Here is a 21,145-nt window from a genome sequence, read left to right on the forward strand (position 1 = left end):
ATAGAAATGCGACCGTCTGCGGTCAATTGTTTTGCGGACGATCGCATATCTATGCACAGGGTGGCTCAGCGGGACGCCATCTCCTCCTTGAGGGCGGCGACGAACGCGTCGACGTCGTCCTCGGAGGTGTCGTACGCGCACATCCAGCGCACGTCGCCGGCCGCCTCGTCCCAGAAGTAGAACCGGAAGCGCTTCTGCAGCCGCTCGGTCACCGCGTGCGGCAGCCGGGCGAAGACCGCGTTGGACTGCACCGGGTACAGGATCTCCACGCCGTCCACCGCCCGGACGCCCTCGGCGAGCCGCCGGGCCATCTCGTTGGCGTGGCGGGCGTTGCGCAGCCACAGGTCCTTGGACAGCAGTGCCTCGAACTGCACGGAGACGAACCGCATCTTGGAGGCCAGCTGCATGGAGGTCTTGCGCAGGTGCTTGATCCGCCGCACCCGCTCCTGGTCGATCACCACGACGGCCTCGCCGAACATGGCGCCGTTCTTCGTGCCGCCCAGCGACAGCAGGTCGACGCCCGCCGCGTTGGTGAACGCCCGCATGGGCACGTCCAGGGACGCGGCCGCGTTGCCGAGCCGGGAGCCGTCGAGGTGGACGGCCATCCCGTGGGCGTGGGCGTGCTCGCAGACGGCGCGGATCTCCTCGGGTGTGTAGACGGTGCCCAGCTCGGTGGACTGGGTGATGGAGACGACCTGCGGCATCGCGCGGTGCTCGTCCTCGAAGCCGAACGCCTGGCGGTCGATCAGCTCGGGGGTGAGCTTGCCGTCGGGGGTCGGCACGGTGAGCAGCTTGATGCCGGCGACCTGCTCCGGCGCCCCGCCCTCGTCGGTGTTGATGTGCGCGCTCTCCGCGCAGATCACCGCGCCCCAGCGGTCGGTGACGGCCTGCAGCGCCACCACGTTGGCGCCGGTGCCGTTGAAGACCGGGTAGGCCTCGGCGGTGGCGCCGAAGTGGCCGCGCACGACCTGCTGGAGGTGCTCCGTGTACACGTCCTCGCCGTAGGCGACCTGGTGCCCGCCGTTGGCCACGGCCAGGGCGGCGAGCACCTCGGGGTGGACCCCCGCGTAGTTGTCGCTGGCGAAGCCGCGGACCGACGGGTCGTGACGCCGGCGCGCGTCGGTCTTCGGAGGGTTCACGGCTTCTCGGTCAGCCACAGACGGTTTCCGTTCACTTCACTGGCGGGCTCGTCCCAGACGCCGGCGACGGCCTCGGCCAGGTCCTTGACGTCGGTGAAGCCCGCGAACTTCGCGTTCGGGCGCTCGGCGCGCATGGCGTCGTGCACCAGTGCCTTCACCACCAGGATGGCAGCCGCCGCGGCCGGCCCCTCCTCGCCCCCCTCCTTGCGGAAGGCGTCCGCGAGGGCCAGCGTCCAGGCCTCGGCGGCGGCCTTGGCCGCGCCGTAGGCGGCGTTGCCCGCGGTGGGCTTCGCCGCCCCGGCGGCGCTGATCAGCACGAACCGGCCGCGGTCGCTGCGCACCAGGGCGTCGTGGAAGGCCAGGGAGGTGTGCTGGACGGTGCGGACCAGCAGTTTCTCCAGCAGCTCCCAGTCCGCCATGTCGGTCTGCGGGAAGGAGGCGCTGCCCCGCCACCCGCCGACCAGGTGCACCAGGCCGTCGATCCGGCCGTACTCCTTCTCGGTCTCGGCCGCCCAGGCGCGCGCCGCCCCGAGGTCCAGCAGGTCGACCGGCTCGCCGGTGACCGTGGCCCCGCCGTGCGCGTAACGGGCCGCGTCCACGGCCTCCGCCAGGCGCACCGGGTCGTTGTCCGAGGCGACGACCACCGCGCCGGCCTCGGCCAGGCGCAGCAGCGTCGCCCTTCCGGCCGCGCCGCCCGCGCCGGCCACCGCGACGACCGCCCCCTCGAGCGCTCCGTTTCCGTTCCCCATCGCTCTCGCCTCCCAGGCGTGTCGCTGACTCGTCCGGCCTCCTGCTGGGCCGGGCCGCGGATCCGCCTTACGCGGCGGCGGGCAGCTCGCCGCCCGTCTCGGCGGTGATGCCCTTGGTCGAGGCGATCACCTGCTTGAGCTTCTTGGCGAGGGCCTCGTAGAACATGCTCAGCGGAAACTCGTCCGGCAGCACGTCGTCGACCAGCTTGCGCGGCGGCTGCGTCAGGTCGAGGGCGTCGGGGCCCTTGGCCCACCGGGAGCCGGGGTGCGGCGCGAGGTAGGTGGAGACCAGCTCGTAGCCCGCGAACCAGTGGACCAGCTTCGGCCGGTCGATGCCGTCGCGGTAGAGCGTCTCGATCTCCGCGCAGAGCTGGTTGGTGACCTCGGGGGCGCGCTGCCAGTCGATGTGCAGCTTGTTGTCGGTCCAGCGGACCACGTCGTGCTTGTGCAGGTAGGCGAAGAGCAGCTGCCCGCCGAGACCGTCGTAGTTGCGGTGGCGCTCACCGGTGACCGGGAAGCGGAACATGCGGTCGAAGAGGACCGCCATCTGCACGTCGCGGGCCTGCGGCACGCCCTCGGCCTCGAGCTTCACGGCCTCCTTGAAGGCGGTGAGGTCGCAGCGCAGCTCCTCCAGGCCGTACATCCAGAACGGCTGGCGCTGCTTGATCATGAACGGGTCGAACGGCAGGTCGCCGTGGCTGTGCGTGCGGTCGTGGACCAGGTCCCACAGCACGAACGCGTCCTGGCAGCGCTGCTGGTCGTCGAGCATCGCGGCGACGTCCTCGGGGAGACGGAGGCCGAGGATGTCCACGGCGGCGTCGGTGACCCGGCGGAAGCGCGCGGCCTCGCGGTCGCAGAAGATGCCGCCCCAGGTGAAGCGCTCGGGGGCCTCGCGGACGGCGACGGTCTCCGGGAAGAGGACGGCCGAGTTGGTGTCGTAGCCGGAGGTGAAGTCCTCGAAGGTGATGGCGCAGAAGAGCGGGTTGTCGTAGCGGGTCCGCTCCAGCTCGGCCAGCCAGTCGGGCCACACCATGCGCAGCACGACGGCCTCGAGGTTGCGGTCCGGGTTGCCGTTCTGCGTGTACATCGGGAAGACGACCAGGTGCTGCAGGCCGTCCTCGCGGCGCTCGGCCGGCTGGAAGGCCATCAGCGAGTCCAGGAAGTCCGGGACGCCGAAGCCGCCCTCGGCCCACCGGCGCAGGTCCTCGACCAGCGCCTCGTGGTAGGCCGCGTCGTGCGGCAGGAGCGGCGCCAGCGCGGTGACCGCGTCGATCACCTCGGTCACGGCGCGCTCGGCCTCGTCACGGGACGGGGCGCCGCCGGCGGCGAGGTCGATGGAGCCGTCCTTGCCCTGCCAGGGTCGGATGCGCTCCACCGCGCCCTTGAGCGCGGGCCACGCCGGGTGGTCGACCACCCGCGTCCCGGGACCCTGCTGCTGCCCCTGAGTGCCCACCTGCACAAGAACCTCCGTCATGTCTCGCCCTCCACGGGAGTACCTCGGGTGGACTCACCGTAAGCACCATCTTCTTTTTCAGCAAGGGGGGATCTTGGGAAAACTTGCTGTGCCTGCCCCGTTTGAGCGGCGATTTTACTGTCAAGCGGCTGTCCGGGTGACATCCGGGCCGGGTCGGAACACGCCGCGAGGCAGCGGCCCCTAGGCTGCGGGACGGGGGACCTCCGAAGGTTTCGAAGAAGAAGCACACCCGCACGGGAGCGAGAAGATCTTGTCTTTCCTCACCATCGGCCACCGCGGACTCATGGGCGTCGAGCCGGAGAACACGCTGCGCTCGTTCGTCGCGGCCGAGAAGGCCGGTCTGGACGTGATCGAGCTGGACCTGCACCTGAGCAAGGACGGCGCGCTGGTGGTGATGCACGATGCGACGGTCGACCGCACCACCGACGGCACGGGGGCGATCGCCGAGCGGACGCTGGAGGAACTGCGGGCACTGGACGCCGGGGCGGGCGAGCGCGTTCCGGTGTTCGAGGAGGTGCTGGACGCGGTCACGGCGCCGCTGCAGGCCGAGATCAAGGACGTGGCGGCCGCGCAGCGGCTGGCCGAGGTGCTGCTGCGGCGCGACCTGGTGGAGCGGGTGGAGGTGATCTCGTTCCACGCGGAGGCGGTCGAGGAGATCGCCCGCCTGGTGCCGGGCGTGCGGACGGCGCTGGTGGCGAGCCGCTACGACGCGGAGGTCGTCGACCGGGCGGTCCGCGCCGGGGCCCGCACGATGTCCCTGAACATCCGCCGCCTCACCCTGGAGACGATGCAGCGGGCCCGGCAGGCGGACCTCCGCGTCCTGGCCTGGACGGTCAACACCCCGGAGCAGCTGCGCCTCGCGCACGCCTTCGGGCTCGACGGGGTGGTCACCGACCGTCCGGAGATCAAGCGGGGCTGACCCCGGTCAGGCGGGGCCGACCCCGGGAACGGTGAGTTCCTTCACCAGCAGTTCGAACTCCAGGTCGTCGCGGCGGGGTCGGCCGAACCGCTCGTCGCCGTACGGGAAGGGGCTGGTCCTCCCCGTGCGGCGGTAGCCCCGGCGCTCGTACCAGGCGATCAGCTCCTCGCGCACGGTGATCACTGTCATGTGCATCTCCGTGGCGCCCCAGCTCACGCGGACGTGGCGCTCGGCCTCGGCCAGGACGGCCCGGCCCACTCCCCCGCCCTGGAGGCCGGGCCGTACCGCGAACATGCCGAAGTACGCGTGGTCCCCCCGGTGTTCCAGCTGGCAGCAGGCCACCAGGAGGCCGTCGCGTTCGGCGACCAGCAGGCGGCCCGAGGGGTGGTGGAGGACCTCCCGCACCCCCGCCGCGTCGGTGCGCTGTCCGTCGAGGATGTCCGCCTCGGTGGTCCAGCCGGACCTGCTGGAGTCGCCGCGGTAGGCGGACTGGATGAGGTCGACCAGGGCGTCGACGTCCTCGGCGGTGGCGTCGCGGAAGACCAGCGGAAGGGCGGCGTGGTCGGTCGGGTGCATCTTCTCTCCGTGTCTAGGCTGCCGCCCATGGTGCATGTACTGAGCGGCAGGACGTTGGTCCGCCCCCTCGATCCGGCGGCCTCCCGGGCGTTCTACGGCGAGAGGCTCGGCCTCGCGGTGTACCGGGAGTTCGGCGCCGGCGAGGAACGGGGGACGGTGTACTTCCTCGGCGGCGGGTTCCTGGAGCTGTCGGGGCGGCGGGAGCCCGCCGAGCCCGCCGCCCCGGGCGGCCCGGTCCGCCTGTGGCTCCAGGTCGCCGACGTGGCGGCGGCGCGGGAGGAGCTGGCGGAGCGCGGCGTGGAGATCGTCCGGGAGCCGGTGCGCGAGCCCTGGGGGCTGATCGAGATGTGGATCGCCGACCCGGACGGCCTGCCGATCGTACTGGTGGAGATCCCCGCGGACCATCCGCTGCGGTACCGGCCGGGCATCTGAGCCGCACCGCCGGGCCGATTCACAGCATGGGCGGGATCCGCCCCTCCAGCTGGCCCAGGAGCTTGCCGAGCAGGGCCGCGAGCCGGTCGCGTTCGTCGCCGGCCAGCCCGGACAGGACGTCCGCCTCGAAGGACAGCTGCTGCGGCAGCACCGCGTCGACCGTCTCCCGGCCCGTCTCGGTGAGGCGCACCAGCACCACCCGCCGGTCCCTGGCGTCGGCGCGCCGGTCCACCAGGTCCCGTGCGGCGAGCTGCTTGAGCCGTTTGGTCACCGCCGCTCCCGAGGAGAACGTCTCCCGGGCCAGGTCGCCCGGCGTGAGCTCCCGCCCGGTGCGGCGCAGGGCTCCCAGCAGCTCGAACTCCGCCCGGGTGAGTCCCGCCCGCCGCAGGGGCGCCTCCTCGGCCTGCCGCAGCAGCGCGGCGCTGCGGTTGATCCGGCCGATCAGGTGCATCGGCTCGGTGTCCAGCTCGGGGAGGACCTCGCGCCACTGCCGGACCACCGCGGCGACCGTGTCCGCCGGACCCTCGACTCCCGTGCCTCCCCCGCCGGTGCGGTCCCCGTTGTCCGTCATGACGTGGCGTCCTCCGTGGTCGTGGCCGGGCGGTACCGCGGACCCGCCGTCGCGGCGGTGCCGGGGCCCGGGTGGCGTACCGTCGCCGCGAGCGTACGGTGTCCCGCCCGCTCCTCCGTCGTCACGTCCTGCGTGGGCAGCGCCCGCGCCCACCACTCGCCGGACGCCGCCTGGGTCGCGCCCCGCAGACCGACCAGGGCCGCGGCCAGCTCCCGCCGGGCCACGGCCAGGGTGCCGGGGCCGGTCGCGGGAGCGGCGAGCAGCGCCTCGGCCCGGTGCCGCGCCGCCTCGGCGTGGCGCAGTGCGACGGTCACCCGGTCCACGGCCCGGCGGTCGGTGACCACCGCGGCGGCCAGCAGGCCGACCAGCGCCCCGACGAGCGTGTCCACCGCCCGGTCGACCACCAGGCCGGGGGTGTCCTGCCACTGGGCGTACTCGGTGATGAGCAGGGCCATCGGGGTGACGCAGACGCTTCCGAGCCAGTAGTTGCGGGAGATGAGCGCCTCGGCGCCGAAGTTGAGGGCGAGGCCGGTCAGGACGAGCGTCCACTGGTTCAGGTGGGCGACGGGTGCCAGGAGCACGAAGAGCAGCACGCCCGCCAGGTTGCCGACGACCCGCTGGACGCCGCGGTTCCAGGTCAGCGAGAGGGTGGTCTGGAACAGCGCCGCGGCGGTGACCAGGGCCCAGTAGGGCCGCCCGATGCCCAGCGCCAGCGAGGCCCAGCCGGCCAGGGCGCAGCCCAGCAGCGTGCGGAGGGCCACGGCGCGCAGCGGCGCCAGGCGCCGCAGCAGCGAGGGGGTGGCGGAGGCCCGCTCGACCTCGACGCCCAGCAGTTCTCCCTCGCCCTCCGCGTCCAGTACGGGCCCGGCGGTGTCCGGCACGCGGCTCAGGCCGTGCAGCCGACTCGCCCGTTCCCGCAGCACGGCCGCGTCGTCGGGGGCGGGTGCGGCGAGGACGGACTCGGCGCGCACGAGCAGGGCGCCGAGGGGGCGGCGGGAGGCGGAGCGCCGGCCGGTCATCAGCAGGGTCTGCCAGGCGTTCTGCACCGCCGCGGCGGCGTCCGCGCGGGCCGCTTCGCCGTGCGGGCCGGCGGACGGTCCGGACGCGCCGGACGGCGCGGACCCGGCGGACGGCCCGGAGGCGGCGGACGGCCCGGACGCGACGGGTGCGGAGGCTTCCAGGGGCCGGGCGGCCTCCGCGTACCGGGCGACCGCGCCCAGCGCCTGGACGACGGCCCGGCGTTCGGGCCCGTGCGGGCGCAGGACGCCCGGCGCCATGCCCACCAGCCAGGAGAACGCGCCCGCGGCGAGGGCGAGTCCGACGTGACCGGGGACCTCGCCCAGGGTCTGCGGGGCGAACAGCGCCGCCGAGGAGACGAAGGTGAGGATCACGTTCCCCGGCGGCCCGATGCGGGTCGCGTCGCAGAGCGCCTTGTGCAGCGCGGCCAGCACCGCACCCACGGCGACCAGCACCACGCCCGAGGAGGTGAGCGAGGCCGCGGTCAGCGCCACCGCGAGACCGGCGACCATGCCGGCGACCACCAGGGCCAGCGCCCGGGCCCGGGCCGCGTAGGGGCGGTTGTGGGCGTAGAGGGCGCACAGGGAGCCGGCCATCGTGTACATCGCGAGGTCGAGCCGGTCCAGGGCGACGAGCAGCAGGTTGGGCGGCGCGGTGGCCACGACCACGCTGACGGCGTGCTTGTACCAGATCTCGGCCGGGCGGCCGGGCCGCAGGACCCTGAGCAGCGGCGGGCGTCCCAAAGGGGTCCTCCTCGTGCGACGGCGGAGACGGAGCGGTGTTCCCCTACGACGTTAGCAGGTGTTTCACCGGTAAAAGACCTGCGGCATCCGTCACGCTCCGGCCAGATGCTCCCCGTACGCCCCCCTGCGCCCGTATGCGCGCCGTCCGGGACGGGCATCCCTCGACCGACCGCCGGGGAGGCGGCACCTCGACCAAGGGGGCGGGAGTGCACGGACCGGTCACGACCGGATGGCTGCTGGTGGCCCTGTGCGCGGCGGCGGGCGCGTACTGCGTCCTGCGGACGGCCAGCGACGTGGAGGAGCAGCGCAGGACGGCCGCCGGGGAGGCGGTGATGGGGTTCGGCATGGCGGCGATGGCCGTCCCCGCTGCCGCCCTGGACCCGCCCCGCTGGGTGTGGCCGGTGTACGCGGCCGTCTTCGCCGGGGCGGCGTTGCACGCGCTGTGGGCCGCCCGGCGCGGCGCGCACCACCTGCATCACGCGGTCGGCTCGCTGGCCATGGTGTACATGGCGCTGGCGATGACTGCGGCGCCGGCCGGCCACGCGGGTCACGGCGTCACGGGCCTGCCCCTACTGACGGGTGTTCTGCTGGTCTACTTCACCGGGTACGTCCTCCTCTCCGGCGCCCGGCTGCTGCCCGCGGGCCCGCCCGAGCCCGCCGTGCGGCCGAGGACCGTGGTTCCCTCGGGGGCCCTGGGACCGTCGGGGCCCGCGCGGTCGTCGGGGCCCGCGGGCGTCCCGGCTTCCTCGACGCCGGCGCCGTCCTCGGCTCCGGCCGTCGGCGCGGTGCGCTGGGGGGACCGGCCGGAGCTGGCCCGGGCGTGCCGGCTGGGGATGGGGATCGCCATGCTGGCGATGCTCCTGACGATGTGACAGCCGCCCGCGTCGCGAGGGCGGAGGTCCTCGGCCGGACGGACGGCGCCGTGGCATGCGTCACTCGGTGCGCGGGCCGGTTCCACGGCGCGGGCGGGGATCCTACGCTGCCTCCATGATGGTCCCCGCGGCACTGTTGCTGCTCGGCGCACTGACCGCCGTCGTCGCTCCCCGTCTTCTGGCGCGGGCCGATGTGGACCGGGAGCCCGTGGTCGCTCTCTGGGTCTGGCAGTGCGTCGTCGCGGCCGTGCTGCTGTGCTTCGCGCTGTCGATGACGCTCAGCGCCGCCGCGGCCTGGCAGGCGGTGCGCGGCCGGGTCTTCGCGCCTGCTCCCAGCGACGTGGTCGACGTGTACGTCCCCGGCGGCGTCGCGGGGCCGTGGGCCGCGGCGACCGCGGTGGCGCTGGCCGCCGGGGCGCTGTGGACGGGGGCCATGCTGGCCCGCGAGGTGGTGCGGGCCCGCTCCCGTCTCCGCCGGGAGCGGGCCGCGCTGCTGGAGCGGGCGCCCGCGCTGCCCGGCGAGGCCGCTGCGGGCGAGGGGCTGGTGGTGCTGGAGGGCGACCGGCCGGACGCCTGGTGGCTGCCCGGCCCGACGCCTCGCCTGGTGATCACGACGGCCGCCCTGCGCCGCCTGGGCGAGCGGGAGGTGGACGCGGTGCTCGCCCACGAGCAGGGGCACGCGCGGGCGCGTCACGACTGGCTGCTGCACTGTTCCTCGGCCCTGGCCGAGGGCTTTCCGCGGGTGCCGGTGTTCTCCGCGTTCCGGGACGAGATCCACCGGCTGGTGGAGCTGGCCGCCGACGACTCGGCCTCCCGCCGGCACGGGCGTCTGGCCGTGGCCCTGGCCCTGGTGGGCCTCAACGAGGACCGTGGCGTCTTCGGCCCCACGCCCTCCGCCGGGCAGGACGACGTCCCTCGCCGCGTCCACCGTCTGATCACCCCGCCGCGCCGGCTGAGCCCGGTGCGCCGCCTCGGCCTGACCGCCGCGGGCGCGCTGGTCCCGGCGGTCCCGCTGCTGATCGCCTTCGCGCCGGGGCTGGGCGTGCTGCACCTCGGCTGACCGCCGGACGGCCCAACCGCCCCCGCCCTTCGCGGGTCATCGGGGACAGGAGGGCCCGAAAGGGGGGTTTCAGCGAGCCGGGCCGGGTCAGTATCGGCCCCATGCGCTTCTCCCCGCATGCCTCGCCCCCCACCGCACCTCCTCCCGGACCGCCGTCGCGGCTGCACGACACGGCTCTGCGGGCCGCCGTCGTGCTGGCGTCGTGCTCCCTGGTGCTGCTCGCCCTGGTGGACGCCTCCTGGCAGCCGCTGATGACCCTGGACGCGGAGGTGGCCCGCACCACCCACCGCTGGGCGGTGCGGGAGGACGGGCTCACGGCGCTCTTCCGGGTGCTCACCGACTGGGTCTGGGACCCGCTCACGCTGCGCGCGCTGACCCTCGCGGTCGCCGTGTGGCTGGCCTGGCGGCGGGGACAGTGGTGGTCGGCGCTGTGGCTGCTGGGCGTCGTCCTGGTGGCCGCCCTGACGCAGCAGGTGCTCAAGGCCGCCGTCGCCCGGCCCCGTCCGGTGTGGCCCGACCCGGTGGACCACGCCCGGTACGCCGCCTTCCCTTCGGGTCACGCGATGACGGCGACGGTCTGCTGCGCGCTGCTGCTGTGGGTGCTGCACCGCCGGGGCGTCGGGCGCGGGGCCTGGCGCGCGGCCGTGACCGTGGCGGCCGTCTCCGTCGTGGGCGTGGGGCTCACCCGGGTCTGGCTGGGCGTGCACTGGCTGTCCGATGTGGTGGGCGGCTGGCTGCTGGGCGCGCTGGTGGTGGCCGCGGCGCTCGTGGTGCACGAACGTCTGCCCCTGCTGAGGAAGTCGGGTCCGCGCCCCACCGCGCGGCCCCGTACGGGTCTACGCTCGCGTCCGTGACCGCCTACACCACCGTGCTGTTCGACTTCTCCGGAACGCTGCTGCGCGTCGAGCCCGCGGAGACCTGGCTGCGCGCCGTGCTGCGCGAAACCGGCACACCCATGGCGGAGGACGAGATCGCCCGCACCGCCCGCGCGCTCGAGGAGGCGGGGGCACTGCCCGGCGGCCCGGCCCCCCGGGAGCTGCCCGCCGAGCTGGCGGACGCCTGGCGGATCCGCGACCGTACCCCGGAGCTGCACCGGGATGTCTACACGGGCTTGTCCCGCCGGGTGGCGCTGCCGGACCCGGCGCTGCACGACGCGCTGTACGACCGGCACATGACACCCGCCGCCTGGCAGCCCTACCCGGACGCCCTGGAGGTGCTGCGGGAGCTGCGCGCCCGTGGCCTGCGCGTGGGTGTGGTCAGCAACATCGGCTGGGACCTGCGCCCCGTGTTCCGCGCCCATGGGCTCGACCCCTATGTCGACGCCTACACCCTGTCGTTCGAGCACGGGGTCCAGAAGCCGGAGCCCGAGCTCTTCCGCATCGCCCTGGACGCGCTGGACGCGGAGGCCGGACGGACGCTGATGGTGGGTGACGACCGCCGGGCCGACGGCGGCGCGGCCGTGCTCGGCTGCGCGGTGCACTTCGTCGACCATCTCCCGGCCGGCCTGCGGCCCGACGCGCTGCGCGGAGTCCTCGCGGCCGTCACGGCTCCCGCCTAGGGGGCGGTCGGGCCCGGTCCCGTCCGAGGCGCTCCCCCGCGTCGCCCCGGACGGGCCCACCAGGATGTCGCCGGGCTGCCGCGCGGTCAACGGGTTTCTCGGAGGGTTCCCCCGGCCGGACCCCGCCCGCCGTTGGGCGGGGGGCCCGACGACCCGCGGGGTGGAGCGTGCCGCCCGGAAACGACGGTCCCGCCGTGCGGAGGGGCCGCACGGCGGGCCGGGTGTGCCGGAACGGGTCCGGACGGCCTGGCCAGCCGTCCGGTCCCGGGTCACCGCTTGAAGTACTCCGGCTGCGTCTGGGCGTTGAGGCCCTTCAGGTGCACACCGTTGGCCTGGTTGGTGCGCCTGTCGTTGAGCTTCAGGACGTCGAAGCCCTTGGCCATGTCGTTCGAGTACAGGTAGCCGTTGTACCAGTACGTCGACCAGGTGCCGCCGCCGGCGCCGTTGGGCAGCGGGCCGCGCTCGAAGTAGGCGATCTCCTTCGGGTGCGCCGAGTCGGTGAAGTCCCACACCGACACGCCGCCCTGGTACCAGGACTGGACCATGATGTCCTTGCCCCTGACCGGGACGATCGAGCCGTTGTGCGCGACGCAGTTCTCGGTCTCGGCCTGGTGGCGCGGGATCTTGTAGTAGCCGGCGAAGCGCAGCTCCAGGTTGCGGCCCTTGCCCACCAGGTCGTAGATGCCGTTGGCGCCCCGGTTGGGACCGATCTCGGCGTTGCAGGTGGCCATGCCGCCGCCGCCGAGCTCGTCGGTGAAGACGACCTTGTCGGCGTCCGTGTTGAAGGTCGCGGAGTGCCAGAACGCGAAGTTCACGTTGTCCTGGACCTGCTCGATGACCTTCGGGTTCGCCGGGTCGGAGATGTCCAGCAGGATGCCGTCGCCCATGCAGGCGCCCGCCGCGATCTTCCGGGACGGAAGGGCGGTGATGTCGTGGCAGCCGGTGGTGCGGGAGACGCCCGGGTTCACCGGGGAGCCGGGGTTGCCGCCGCCGAGCTCGCCCTCACCGGGGAAGAGCACCGGGAAGTTGACGATGGCCGCCGTCTCGGGCGCGTCGGTCGGGACCTTGATGACCGAGATGCCGTCGTGCGGAGGCTGGCAGTCCGGGTAGGCGGCGTTCGGCGAGTACGAGGAGACGTAGACGTAGACGTCGTCGCGGTCCGGCACCAGCGTGTGGGTGTGCGAGCCGCAGGCGGTCTCGACGGACGCCACGTACTGCGGGTTCCTGATGTCGCTGATGTCGAAGATCTTCATGCCCTCCCAGGAGGACTTCTCCGTCACCGGCTGCGTGGTGCTGTTGCAGGAGTCGTCGCTGCGCGACGAGTCGGTGGAGAGGAAGAGCAGGTCGCCCGAGACCGATATGTCGTTCTGCGATCCGGGGCAGAGCACCTGGGCGACGACCTTCGGCTTCTTCGGGTTCTTGATGTCGAAGATCTTGAAGCCGTCGTAGTTGCCGGAGAACGCGTAGTCGCCCTGGAAGGCGAGGTCCGAGTTGGTGCCGGGCAGCAGGTCCTTCGGGGTGTTGCTGACGTGCTCGATGTTGTCGCTGTGGACGATCTCGTCCACGCCGGGTATCTCGCCGCTCTCGATGGCCGCCTCGACCTCGGCCTGGGCGCTGCTGGAGATCTTCTTCTCCGGGATGTCTCCCGGGCCGGGTACGGCCCCGGCGGGGGTGGCCGTGAGCAGAGCGGCCAGCAGACCGGCGGCGGTGGCCGCGATCCCCAGCCGTCCGCGGTGCGTTCGGGGGTTTCGTCTGAGCACTTCGTCCTCCCTCGTCGACCCGTGCGCGCAACCGAGCGGGCACGGACGCCCCTGAGTATCGTCTGCATCATGCACAGATCAATAGAGCGCAATGTGATTGCCATAAGATTTTTTGATCACGCGCAGCTGAAACCGTGCTAGGACAGTCGACGGCAGACACGATGAACCGTCAATCGCTCTTCCCCCGGGAGGTCGCCGTGCTCGTACGCCGCGCTACACGAGCTTCGCTCGTCACCGCCTCGCTGGCCCTGGCCGTCCTCGCGCTCGGCGGCTGCGACTCCGGCTCCGACGCCAAGTCCGGTACCGCCAAGGGGTCTTCGGTTCTCGCGCCGGGCAGGCCCGGGGAGGCGAACAAGACACTGTCCCCCGAGGACGCGGCCGAGCACCGCCGCGAGGACGACTCCCCCAACGGGGCCGACGTCGCCTACGTGCAGATGATGATCCAGCACCACGAACAGGCCCTGCAGATGGCCCGGCTCGCCCCGGACCGGGCGAAGTCGAAGCAGCTGAAGGGTCTGGCCTCGCGCATCGCCGACGTGCAGGGCGCGGAGATCGACATGATGAAGGGCTGGCTGGACGAGCACGGCGCGGAGAAGGACACCGCGGGACACCAGCACGCGAAGATGCAGGGGATGGCGACCGACCGGCAGATGAAGGAGCTCCGGGCGGCCGAGGGCGCCGCCTTCGACCGGATCTTCCTCGATCTGATGATCGCCCACCACGAGGGAGCGATCGCCATGGCCGGAGACGTGAAGGCCGGCGGCAACAACATCCGGGCCGAGGAGATGGCCGACGACGTGATCGCCACCCAGACCACCGAGATCGCGCGCATGGAGGACATGCGCCGCGGCTGAGACGGCGCCCTCGGCCGCGGGAGTCCGCCGGACGGCGGGCGGGACCGGGATGCCTACCTGCGGTGTCGCCGTCGCTACGGGGCGTTGTCGGTGGCTGCATGCAGACTGGCCGTGACCGCATCACTCCCATCCGGACGACGACGTCCTGAGAGGTGGCCGGCATGGCCGACGTACTGCTCGCCGTAGGCACGAACAAGGGCCTGTTCCTCGGCCGCCGCCGGTCCGGCGGCGACTGGGAGTTCGACCCCGATCCGCACTTCAACGCGCAGGCCGTCCACTCGGTGGCCCTGGACACCCGCGGCCCCGCGCCCCGGATCCTGGTCGGTGGTGTGAGTTCCCACTGGGGGCCGTCGGTGTTCCACTCCGACGACCTGGGCCGCACCTGGACCGAACCGGCCCGCCCCGCCGTGCGGTTCCCCGAGGACACCGGCGCGTCCCTGGAGCGCGTCTGGCAGTTGCACCCGTCCGCCGCCGAACCCGGCGTGGTGTACGCCGGCACCGAGCCCGCCGCGCTGTTCCGTTCGGAGGACCGTGGCGAGAGCTTCACCCTGGTGCGTCCGCTGTGGGAGCATCCCACCCGCTCGCGCTGGGCGCCCGGCGGAGGCGGCGAGGGGCTGCACACCATCCTCACCGACGCCCGCGACGCGGCCGCCCTCACCGTGGCGGTGTCCGCCGCGGGCGTCTTCCGCAGCGCGGACGGCGGCGCGAGCTGGTCGCCGTCCAACTCCGGCGTCTCGGCGGTCTTCCTGCCGGACCCGGACCCGGAGTTCGGGCAGTGCGTCCACAAGATCTCCCGGGACGCCGCCGACCCGGAGCGGCTGTACCTGCAGAACCACTGGGGCGTCTACCGCAGCGACGACGGGGGCGGGTCCTGGACGGACATCGGCGACACTCTGCCGACCACCTTCGGTTTCGCCGTCGCCGCCCATCCGCACCGCGGCGACACGGCCTACCTCTTCCCGGTCAACGCCGACTCCGACCGGGTCCCGGCCGGGCGCCGCCTGCGGGTCTTCCGCACCTCGGACGGCGGCGGCAGCTGGGAGCCGCTGTCGGCGGGGCTGCCCGACGAGGACCACTACGGGGTGGTGCTCCGCGACGCCCTCTGCACCGACGACGCCGACCCGGCGGGCGTGTACTTCGGCACCCGCAACGGCGAGGTCTACGCCTCCGCGGACGAGGGCGAGAGCTGGCGGCAGCTGGCCGCGCACCTGCCGGACGTGCTCTGTGTCCGCGCCGCCGTCGTCGGCTGACCCGCGCCCGGGCCTCCCCGCACGGGCGGAAACACCGCCCGCTCCCTCGCCGTCGCGGAGTTCAGTCGGTGCGCTCCTTGTCGATCTTCTTGCCGGAGGCGTCGAGGACGTACCACTTCGCGCCGAACTGGTCGAGGCCTTGGCCGTTGGTGTCTCCGGCCGCGCCGTCGCCCTTGTAGGAGTAGAGCGGGTGGCCGTTGTAGACGACCTGCTTCTTGCCGTCGTCGCGGGTCGTGGTGCTCAGCTTCGAGGCGTCGACACCCGGCCCGGCCTTCGGCGCGCCCTGCGTGGTCGACGGAGGCCAGACGCCCGCGCAGGCGCCGTCGCAGGTCGACTTCGCCGACGTGTCCGCCTCGAAGAGGTACAGGGTGCGGCCCTTACCGTCGGCGAGGATCTTGCCGAGGTCGCCTGCGGTGCGCAGGGTCAGACCGGCCGCGCCACCCGTGGCGGATGTGGGTGAGGCGGTGGGCGAGGAACGCTTGGCCTTGTCCGGCGCGGGGTGCCCGAGCCTCCCTTCGAGCAGCCGCCGATGGTGAGGGCCGTCGGGGCGACCACCGCGAGGACGCGGACCGGTCCGGAAAGCTTTTCCACGGGATCTCCAGGGGAGGTGAAGGGCGGTGATCTCTGCGGGCGTCAGCGCCGTCGGGGAAGGGCGAGGAGTACGGCTGTCGCCACCGTGGCCACGGCCTGGGCGGCTGCGCTGACCACCTTCTTCGTGTACCAGACGGGCTCGTACATGTCCGGAAACGGCCCGAACGCCCCGACGTCGACGTAGCGGTAGAGCAGCACGGCCGCGAGTCCGCCGGCCGCGACCAGGAAGGCGTACGCGCGGAGGAGGCGGCTGCGGAAGAACAGCACCACCAGCGCGGCCAGTGCCGCCAGCACGGCCTCGACGCGGAAGAGCGTGCCCTGGCTGACGGTGGCCGCGCCGGCGTCGTAGGTGGACGCGAGGTCGACGTGGAGGTAGGCGTCCACGGCCAGCCCCGCCGCCGCCACGACTCGCGTCAGCAGCTCGAGCGGTCCGGGCACGCGGGACGGGGACCGGCGGTGTGCGCCCTGCGGCATCGGCAGACGCCCCTCTCGTGAGGACGGACGGCAGGGAGGGCGACCGGTGCGGACACGGGGACGCCCGCAAGGAACGGTGCGGGGACACCCGCGGGGAACAGTGCAGCGCGAGATTCCGCGCGGACGGGGCGTACGCGGGCGGGCGGGAACGGGTTCCACGCTTTCCGGCGACCCGTGGGCGTCCGGACGGACCAGCGCGCGACGACGCCGGAGGGGCCGCGGCGCCGCGGGGTCACCGGGCAGCGCCTGCTCGCTCACGTCCCGGACAGCACGGCGCCCGCCCGGTCACCGGCAGCCGGGCGGGCGGGCGGTCGGTCAGGGCCGGAGCCGCAGCAGGAAGCGGCGGGCCCCGGGCCTACGGCAGGCGCCAGTCCACCTGCTCCGCGCCCTGCCGGAGCAGCAGGTCGTTCACCCGGCTGAACGGACGTGAGCCGAAGAAGCCACGATCGGCGGACATCGGGGACGGATGGGCGGACTCGATCGCCGGGAGGTCGCCCAGCAGGGGCCGCAGGTTGCGCGCGTCGCGTCCCCACAGGACCGACACCAGCGGCTTGCCGCGCGCGGCGAGCGCCCGGATCGCCTGCTCCGTCACCTCTTCCCAGCCCTGGCCGCGGTGCGCGCCCGGCTTGCGCGGGGCGGTGGTGAGAGCCCTGTTGAGCAGCAGGACGCCCTGCCGGGTCCACGGCGTCAGATCACCGTTCGACGGCCGGGGCAGTCCGAGGTCGGAGTGCATCTCCCGGAAGATGTTCTCCAGACTCCCGGGGAGGTTACGCACCTCCGGCGAGACCGCGAAGCTCAGCCCGATCGCCATGCCCGGTGTGGGGTAGGGATCCTGACCCACGATCAGGACGCGGACGTCGTCGAAGGGCTGCTGGAACGCCCGCAGGACGTTCGCCCCGGACGGCAGGTAGGTCCGGCCGGCCGCGATCTCGGCCCGCAGGAAGTCGCCCATCGCGGCGATGCGGTCGGCCACCGGTTCCAGGGCCTTCGCCCAGCCCGGTTCAACGAGTTCATGTAGAGGTCTTGGTGCCACAGCGCGTCACCCTACTGGCCTCCACCGACATCCCCCGCACCTGCTGAAGCCCGCCCACGAAGACCCCCCGCGGCGCTAGTCTTCGTCCTCGTCGAGAGCACCGGCCCTGGCCGGCGGCTCGTGCGGCCGGTCCTGGCTGAGGAGGGGAACGTGTGCCGTCCCATGGTCGAACCGACCGGGCCGCGGGAGCGGGTGCTGCTGGCGGTGGACTCCGGCGGCTCGGGGCTGCGGGTCGCCGTGGGCACCCCGACGAGCGGACCGGTGGTCCGGCGTGCGGGCCGGGAGCCGGTGCGGACGGGACCGCGGGGACTCGATCCGGCCCACCTGCTGGAGTTGCTGGCCCCGCTCGCCGATGCGGCGCTGGCCGAGGCCGGGTTCGGGGCGCCGGAGGCGGTCGCGGTGGGCGCGGCGGGGTTCGCCTCGCTCGGCGACGCCTGGCGGGCCGAAGTGCCCGCTGCCCTGACGGCGCGGTTCGGCGGCGGGGACGCGTGGGCGGGCGTCGCGTTGTCCTCGGACGCGGTGACGGCATACGTCGGGGCCCTGGGCGCGCGTCCGGGCGCCGTGGTGGCGGCCGGGACGGGACTGACCGCCACCGGCACCGATCTCGTGTCCTGGCGGCGGGCGGACGGCTGGGGTCATCTGCTGGGCGACTGCGGAGGCGGCGCGTGGATCGGCCGGGCCGGCCTGGAGGCCGCGCTGCGGGCCCATGACGGCCGTCCGGGCGGATCCGCCGCCCTCCTGGAACGGGGGCAGGTCCTGCTCGGCCCGGCGGACGGCTGGCCGCAGGCCCTGTACCCGCGGAGCGACCGGCCCGCGGTGCTGGCCTCGTTCGCGCCCGAGGTGTCCGCCTGTGCGCGCGAGGACGCGGTGGCGGAGGAGATCCTGCGGGAGGCCGCCCGGCACATGGCCGGCGCGGCGGCCGCGGTCTGTCCCGACGGGGGCGATGCCGCGGTGTCGGTGACGGGCGGTCTGCTCGGCCTCGGGGAAGCGCTGCTGGCGCCACTGGAGGAGGAGCTGGCGAAGGCCCTCCCGCACGCCCGCCGGGTGGCCCCCGAGGGCGACCCCTTGCTGGGCGCCTTCCGCCTGGCGTCGGGACTCGCCCTCGGCGACCTGACCCTGCCCCACGACCGGCGCCTGCTGCACGTCACCCCGGCCTGAACGGTCGGACCCGTCACCACCTCGGGCGTACCCGCTGCGAGAGGGCCGGCATGCGCGGGATCCGGCGGCACCTGGGGCACAATTGCCGATCAGCGGCCACAAGTCGACAAATCCCCCTTCTTGCCCCGTCGACCCCACCGGGCCGAGGTGAGGATCCGGCGGAGGTCGCGCCCCGTCCGCACGGGCGGCCACTCCCCCGGCGGACGGCGACAGCGGCCTCCGTATGATGCGGCGTCAGGCAGGTCCGGACGCCGGCGCACTCACCCCCAGCCCCTGCTCGCGAGGCCCGTCACCGCGCGGCACGGAGCCCGCACGGTGCGCGCCCGGAGTGAACAAAACCATTCCGCTTGTCACACCGCCGGACGGACAAATGCGGACGGATACCGCTCACCCGCCCCCTCCCCGAACAGAGGAGCCCCTGGAGCCACTAGCATGCGGCACCATGAGCTCCCCCACTGGGCCCGCAGGCCTGCCTGTACGAATGCCGCGACCCCGCCAGCCCGGCCGGCACCGCCGGCCTGAGCCCTTGGCTGCCCCCGAGGGCGCGCCCGCGCTGGTGCTCGCGGTGCCCGGCACCCCGAGCACCGCGACCCGCAGCCTCGCCGAGGAGGTCGTGAGCATCGCGCGCTCCGAGCTGCCCGGCCTGGACGGGCGCATCGGTTACCTGGACGGGGACGACGAGGAATTCCCCACCCTGCAGTCCGTCCTGGCGCGCGCCGCCGAGGAGCGGACCGCGCGCTTCGAGCTGGCGCGCGCCGCCGGCTCGGACGTGCAGGAGCCCGACGGCCCGGTGGCCGTCGTGGTGCCGCTGCTGGCCGGCCCGGACAGCGCCCTGCTGCGCCAGGTGCGCCAGGCGGTCATGGACAGCCGGGTCGCCGCCGACCTGACCGACGCGCTGGGCCCGCACCCGCTGCTGGCCGAGGCGCTGCACGTGCGGCTGTCGGAAGCCGGTCACGCCCGCGCCGACCGCGCCCGCCTGTTCACCGTGCACACGGCCGCCGACGGCATCGTCCTGGCGACCGTGGGCGGCGAGGAGGCCGTCCAGGCGGCCGGGATCACCGGCATGCTGCTGGCCGCGCGGCTCGCCGTGCCGGTCATGGCGGCGGCGCTGGACCAGGAGGGTTCCCTCGCCTCCGTGACCGAGCAGCTGCGCAACGCGGGTTCGCAGCAGCTCGCGCTCGCCCCGTACCTGATCGGTCCCGAGGTCCAGCCGGAGCTGCTGGAGGCCGCCGCGCAGGAGGCCGGCTGCCCGGCCTCCGAGCCGCTGGGCGCCTACCCGGCCGTCGGCAAGCTGGCCCTCGCCAAGTACACGACCGCCCTGGGCATCGCGCCCCAGCAGCCCCAGGGCATGCCGGTCCGCTGAGCCGCCGGTCCTGCGGAGACCGGTGGCAGTCGGCACGACGACGGCCGCGGGCCCCGTTCCTCGATCCCTCAGGGATCCGGGAGCGGGGCCCGCGGCCGTCGCGCGTCCTGGCCGCCTTCAGGCGACGACCACGCAGGAGGCGGCCGGGACCGCGACCGATCCGCGCCGCTCCGGCACGCCGGTGGCGGGGTCGGTCTCGAACCAGGTGACGTCGCCCGAGCGCTCGTTGGCCACGTAGAGGAAACGTCCGCAGGCGGTGAGGGCGCGGGGCCAGTGCCCCCCGCAGGGCACGGTGGCCCGCAGGCACAGGGTCTCCCCGTCGACGGCGAACACCGAGATCAGGTCCGCCCCGCGGGTCGCGGTCCACACGGACCGGCCGTCGGCGGACGCCACGACGCCCGAGGGGTACGCGTCGCCCTCGGGCGGCCCTTCCAGCACGCCGAGCTCGCGGAGCGGCTCCAGCAGCCCCTGCGCGGCACTCCAGCGGCAGACGGTGACGGTGGGGGTCAGTTCGTTGACCACGTAGGCGCGGTCGCCGTCCGGGTGGAAGGCCAGGTGGCGGGGCCCGGAACCGGGGCGCATCTTGATCTCCCGGTGCACCCGGAGGCCGTCCTCCCCGACCGCGCAGACCCGCACGGAGTCGGTGCCGAGGTCGACGCTGACCGCCCAGCGGCAGGTGGGGTCGGGCTGCACCTGGTGGGCGTGCGGTCCCTGCTGACGCAGGCTGGAGGGACCGGATCCGGTGTGTGCCAGTACGGCGGCGGGGGCCCGCCGCAGGCCGCCGTCGGGGCGGGTCCGCAGTGCGGAGACGCTGCCGGAACTGTAGTTGGCGGTGAGCACCTGGCCGGCGACGAGACCCAGGTGGGTGGGACCGCTCCCACCGACCGGCACGGGCGGCCCGAGACGGACGGGGAACTCTCCGGTGACGCGGTAGGCGGCCACGGCGCCCCGGGCGGTCTCGCTCACCGCGTAGAGCACGCCGCCGTCCTCGGACAGGGCCAGGTAGGACGGGTCGGGAAGGTCGTCGCAGGCGCCGGTGAGGGTGAGCGCCCCCGTACGCGGGTCGCGGTCGGCGGTGACCAGGCCGGGGCCTCCGGCCGCGGTGAAGGACCCGATGTACGCCCTGGACCCCCGCGCCCCGCCGCCGTCCGTCACCACTGGTCCCCTCTCGCCGCCGTGCCCGTGTGCCGCACCCGTTTGCCGTGCCCGTTTGCCGTGCCCGTCTGCTGTGCCGGGCGGGTCAGCGGTCCGCCGGTGCGCCGGTCCCTGTGACGGTAGCAGTCGGCGGCGATTGGCCTAGACCAAATCCGGCACACTTCCCCGGATGTCGCCGCCCCAGCCGAGGGGCGCTACGGGCTCCCGCCCAAAGACCCCGGCCGGCTCCCGACCAAGGACCGCGGCGGGCTTCCGCCCAAGGAACGCCGTAGGCTCCCGCCCACGGGGTGCGGCGGGCTTCCGCCCACGGGGCGCGACGAGCTTCCTCGACGGACCGCGGACGGCTCCCGCCCAGGGGGCACGGCGGGCTCAGCCAGTAGACCGCGGACGGCACCCA

General features: G+C 74.0%; 21 protein-coding genes. 10 read left to right on the forward strand and 11 right to left on the reverse strand.

Going from position 1 to position 21,145, the window contains the following annotated elements:
- Positions 1-65: 65 nt before the first annotated feature.
- From Sfr03f_RS29015 to Sfr03f_RS29025, 3 genes are all read right to left on the reverse strand, one after another.
- Positions 66-1,139, reverse strand: coding sequence for a threonine aldolase family protein (locus Sfr03f_RS29015; protein ID WP_108957185.1), 1,074 nt, complete (start codon positions 1,137-1,139; stop codon positions 66-68).
- Positions 1,136-1,888 (reverse strand): SDR family NAD(P)-dependent oxidoreductase, encoded by a 753-nt coding sequence (locus tag Sfr03f_RS29020; protein ID WP_108957186.1) that lies wholly within the window; start codon positions 1,886-1,888, stop codon positions 1,136-1,138. Before Sfr03f_RS29020 ends, Sfr03f_RS29015 begins: the two co-directional genes overlap by 4 nt.
- Positions 1,889-1,955: 67 nt before the next feature.
- The gene (locus tag Sfr03f_RS29025) at positions 1,956-3,362 is read right to left on the reverse strand and encodes a DUF6421 family protein (protein WP_108957187.1); all 1,407 of its coding nucleotides are present in this window, start codon (positions 3,360-3,362) and stop codon (positions 1,956-1,958) included.
- A 250-nt stretch (positions 3,363-3,612) separates the two neighbouring features.
- On the opposite strand from Sfr03f_RS29025, the gene Sfr03f_RS29030 reads away from it, so the two are divergent.
- Positions 3,613-4,281 carry a glycerophosphodiester phosphodiesterase gene (locus Sfr03f_RS29030; protein WP_108957188.1) on the forward strand — a complete coding sequence of 223 codons (669 nt, stop codon included), beginning with the start codon at positions 3,613-3,615 and terminating at the stop codon, positions 4,279-4,281.
- Between the two features lie 6 nt (positions 4,282-4,287).
- Here the strand turns inward: Sfr03f_RS29030 and Sfr03f_RS29035 are convergent, their stop codons facing one another.
- Positions 4,288-4,857: a GNAT family N-acetyltransferase gene (locus Sfr03f_RS29035; protein ID WP_108957189.1), complete on the reverse strand. Its 570-nt coding sequence runs from the start codon at positions 4,855-4,857 to the stop codon at positions 4,288-4,290.
- Positions 4,858-4,884: 27 nt separating this feature from the next.
- On the opposite strand from Sfr03f_RS29035, the gene Sfr03f_RS29040 reads away from it, so the two are divergent.
- A complete protein-coding gene (locus Sfr03f_RS29040) occupies positions 4,885-5,289 on the forward strand; it encodes a VOC family protein (protein WP_108957190.1) in 405 nt (134 codons plus the stop codon).
- A gap of 19 nt (positions 5,290-5,308) precedes the next feature.
- Here Sfr03f_RS29040 and Sfr03f_RS29045 read toward each other — a convergent pair whose 3' ends face one another.
- Together Sfr03f_RS29045 and Sfr03f_RS29050 are read right to left on the reverse strand one after the other, a co-directional pair.
- Positions 5,309-5,860: a MarR family winged helix-turn-helix transcriptional regulator gene (locus Sfr03f_RS29045; protein WP_108957191.1), complete on the reverse strand. Its 552-nt coding sequence runs from the start codon at positions 5,858-5,860 to the stop codon at positions 5,309-5,311.
- Positions 5,857-7,620: an FUSC family protein gene (locus tag Sfr03f_RS29050; RefSeq protein ID WP_108957192.1), complete on the reverse strand. Its 1,764-nt coding sequence runs from the start codon at positions 7,618-7,620 to the stop codon at positions 5,857-5,859. The genes Sfr03f_RS29045 and Sfr03f_RS29050 overlap by 4 nt, the downstream gene beginning before the upstream one ends.
- Positions 7,621-7,826: 206 nt before the next feature.
- Here Sfr03f_RS29050 and Sfr03f_RS29055 point away from each other — a divergent pair, with 206 nt between their 5' ends.
- From Sfr03f_RS29055 to Sfr03f_RS29070, 4 genes are all read left to right on the forward strand, one after another.
- Entirely contained in the window at positions 7,827-8,492 is a 666-nt protein-coding gene (locus tag Sfr03f_RS29055; protein ID WP_108957193.1) for a DUF5134 domain-containing protein, read from the forward strand.
- A 115-nt stretch (positions 8,493-8,607) separates the two neighbouring features.
- Complete coding sequence (locus Sfr03f_RS29060; protein ID WP_108957194.1) at positions 8,608-9,552, forward strand: M56 family metallopeptidase; 945 nt, start codon at positions 8,608-8,610, stop codon at positions 9,550-9,552.
- Positions 9,553-9,653: 101 nt separating this feature from the next.
- Complete coding sequence (locus Sfr03f_RS29065) at positions 9,654-10,406, forward strand: phosphatase PAP2 family protein (protein WP_108957195.1); 753 nt, start codon at positions 9,654-9,656, stop codon at positions 10,404-10,406.
- Positions 10,403-11,110, forward strand: coding sequence for an HAD family hydrolase (locus Sfr03f_RS29070; protein WP_245967822.1), 708 nt, complete (start codon positions 10,403-10,405; stop codon positions 11,108-11,110). Before Sfr03f_RS29065 ends, Sfr03f_RS29070 begins: the two co-directional genes overlap by 4 nt.
- A 269-nt stretch (positions 11,111-11,379) precedes the next feature.
- Here Sfr03f_RS29070 and Sfr03f_RS29075 read toward each other — a convergent pair whose 3' ends face one another.
- Positions 11,380-12,870: an LVIVD repeat-containing protein gene (locus Sfr03f_RS29075; RefSeq protein WP_159105755.1), complete on the reverse strand. Its 1,491-nt coding sequence runs from the start codon at positions 12,868-12,870 to the stop codon at positions 11,380-11,382.
- A 161-nt stretch (positions 12,871-13,031) separates the two neighbouring features.
- Between Sfr03f_RS29075 and Sfr03f_RS29080 the strand changes: the two genes are divergently transcribed.
- A complete protein-coding gene (locus tag Sfr03f_RS29080; protein ID WP_245967823.1) occupies positions 13,032-13,724 on the forward strand; it encodes a DUF305 domain-containing protein in 693 nt (230 codons plus the stop codon).
- 161 nt (positions 13,725-13,885) lie between these two features.
- Complete coding sequence (locus Sfr03f_RS29085; RefSeq protein WP_108957233.1) at positions 13,886-14,974, forward strand: WD40/YVTN/BNR-like repeat-containing protein; 1,089 nt, start codon at positions 13,886-13,888, stop codon at positions 14,972-14,974.
- A gap of 61 nt (positions 14,975-15,035) precedes the next feature.
- Here Sfr03f_RS29085 and Sfr03f_RS29090 read toward each other — a convergent pair whose 3' ends face one another.
- The 3 genes from Sfr03f_RS29090 to Sfr03f_RS29100 all read right to left on the reverse strand — a co-directional run bounded on the left by Sfr03f_RS29090 (position 15,036) and on the right by Sfr03f_RS29100 (position 17,072).
- Entirely contained in the window at positions 15,036-15,698 is a 663-nt protein-coding gene (locus Sfr03f_RS29090) for a COG4315 family predicted lipoprotein (protein WP_245967830.1), read from the reverse strand.
- Complete coding sequence (locus Sfr03f_RS29095) at positions 15,608-16,003, reverse strand: hypothetical protein (RefSeq protein ID WP_245967824.1); 396 nt, start codon at positions 16,001-16,003, stop codon at positions 15,608-15,610. The genes Sfr03f_RS29090 and Sfr03f_RS29095 overlap by 91 nt, the downstream gene beginning before the upstream one ends.
- Positions 16,004-16,394: 391 nt before the next feature.
- The gene (locus Sfr03f_RS29100; protein WP_108957197.1) at positions 16,395-17,072 is read right to left on the reverse strand and encodes a uracil-DNA glycosylase; all 678 of its coding nucleotides are present in this window, start codon (positions 17,070-17,072) and stop codon (positions 16,395-16,397) included.
- Positions 17,073-17,234: 162 nt separating this feature from the next.
- Here Sfr03f_RS29100 and Sfr03f_RS29105 point away from each other — a divergent pair, with 162 nt between their 5' ends.
- Positions 17,235-18,230: a BadF/BadG/BcrA/BcrD ATPase family protein gene (locus tag Sfr03f_RS29105; RefSeq protein WP_108957198.1), complete on the forward strand. Its 996-nt coding sequence runs from the start codon at positions 17,235-17,237 to the stop codon at positions 18,228-18,230.
- Between the two features lie 442 nt (positions 18,231-18,672).
- Positions 18,673-19,593 carry a sirohydrochlorin chelatase gene (locus tag Sfr03f_RS29110; protein WP_108957199.1) on the forward strand — a complete coding sequence of 307 codons (921 nt, stop codon included), beginning with the start codon at positions 18,673-18,675 and terminating at the stop codon, positions 19,591-19,593.
- A 117-nt stretch (positions 19,594-19,710) separates the two neighbouring features.
- Here Sfr03f_RS29110 and Sfr03f_RS29115 read toward each other — a convergent pair whose 3' ends face one another.
- The gene (locus tag Sfr03f_RS29115) at positions 19,711-20,748 is read right to left on the reverse strand and encodes a lactonase family protein (RefSeq protein WP_108957235.1); all 1,038 of its coding nucleotides are present in this window, start codon (positions 20,746-20,748) and stop codon (positions 19,711-19,713) included.
- Positions 20,749-21,145: the final 397 nt, after the last annotated feature.

Origin of the sequence: Streptomyces fragilis (assembly GCF_003112515.1) — a bacterium.
GTDB lineage: Bacteria > Actinomycetota > Actinomycetes > Streptomycetales > Streptomycetaceae > Streptomyces > Streptomyces fragilis.

Excerpts from the sequence above, each read along its gene's own strand:
- Sfr03f_RS29035 (WP_108957189.1), bottom strand. The coding sequence starts at position 4,857 with ATGCACCCGACCGACCACGCCGCCCTTCCGCTGGTCTTCCGCGACGCC.
- Sfr03f_RS29085 (WP_108957233.1), top strand. The coding sequence starts at position 13,886 with ATGGCCGACGTACTGCTCGCCGTAGGCACGAACAAGGGCCTGTTCCTC.
- Sfr03f_RS29110 (WP_108957199.1), top strand. The coding sequence starts at position 18,673 with ATGAGCTCCCCCACTGGGCCCGCAGGCCTGCCTGTACGAATGCCGCGA.
- Sfr03f_RS29025 (WP_108957187.1), bottom strand. The coding sequence starts at position 3,362 with ATGACGGAGGTTCTTGTGCAGGTGGGCACTCAGGGGCAGCAGCAGGGT.
- Sfr03f_RS29065 (WP_108957195.1), top strand. The coding sequence starts at position 9,654 with ATGCGCTTCTCCCCGCATGCCTCGCCCCCCACCGCACCTCCTCCCGGA.
- Sfr03f_RS29060 (WP_108957194.1), top strand. The coding sequence starts at position 8,608 with ATGATGGTCCCCGCGGCACTGTTGCTGCTCGGCGCACTGACCGCCGTC.
- Sfr03f_RS29105 (WP_108957198.1), top strand. The coding sequence starts at position 17,235 with ATGGTCGAACCGACCGGGCCGCGGGAGCGGGTGCTGCTGGCGGTGGAC.
- Sfr03f_RS29045 (WP_108957191.1), bottom strand. The coding sequence starts at position 5,860 with ATGACGGACAACGGGGACCGCACCGGCGGGGGAGGCACGGGAGTCGAG.
- Sfr03f_RS29040 (WP_108957190.1), top strand. The coding sequence starts at position 4,885 with ATGGTGCATGTACTGAGCGGCAGGACGTTGGTCCGCCCCCTCGATCCG.
- Sfr03f_RS29020 (WP_108957186.1), bottom strand. The coding sequence starts at position 1,888 with ATGGGGAACGGAAACGGAGCGCTCGAGGGGGCGGTCGTCGCGGTGGCC.
- Sfr03f_RS29080 (WP_245967823.1), top strand. The coding sequence starts at position 13,032 with ATGAACCGTCAATCGCTCTTCCCCCGGGAGGTCGCCGTGCTCGTACGC.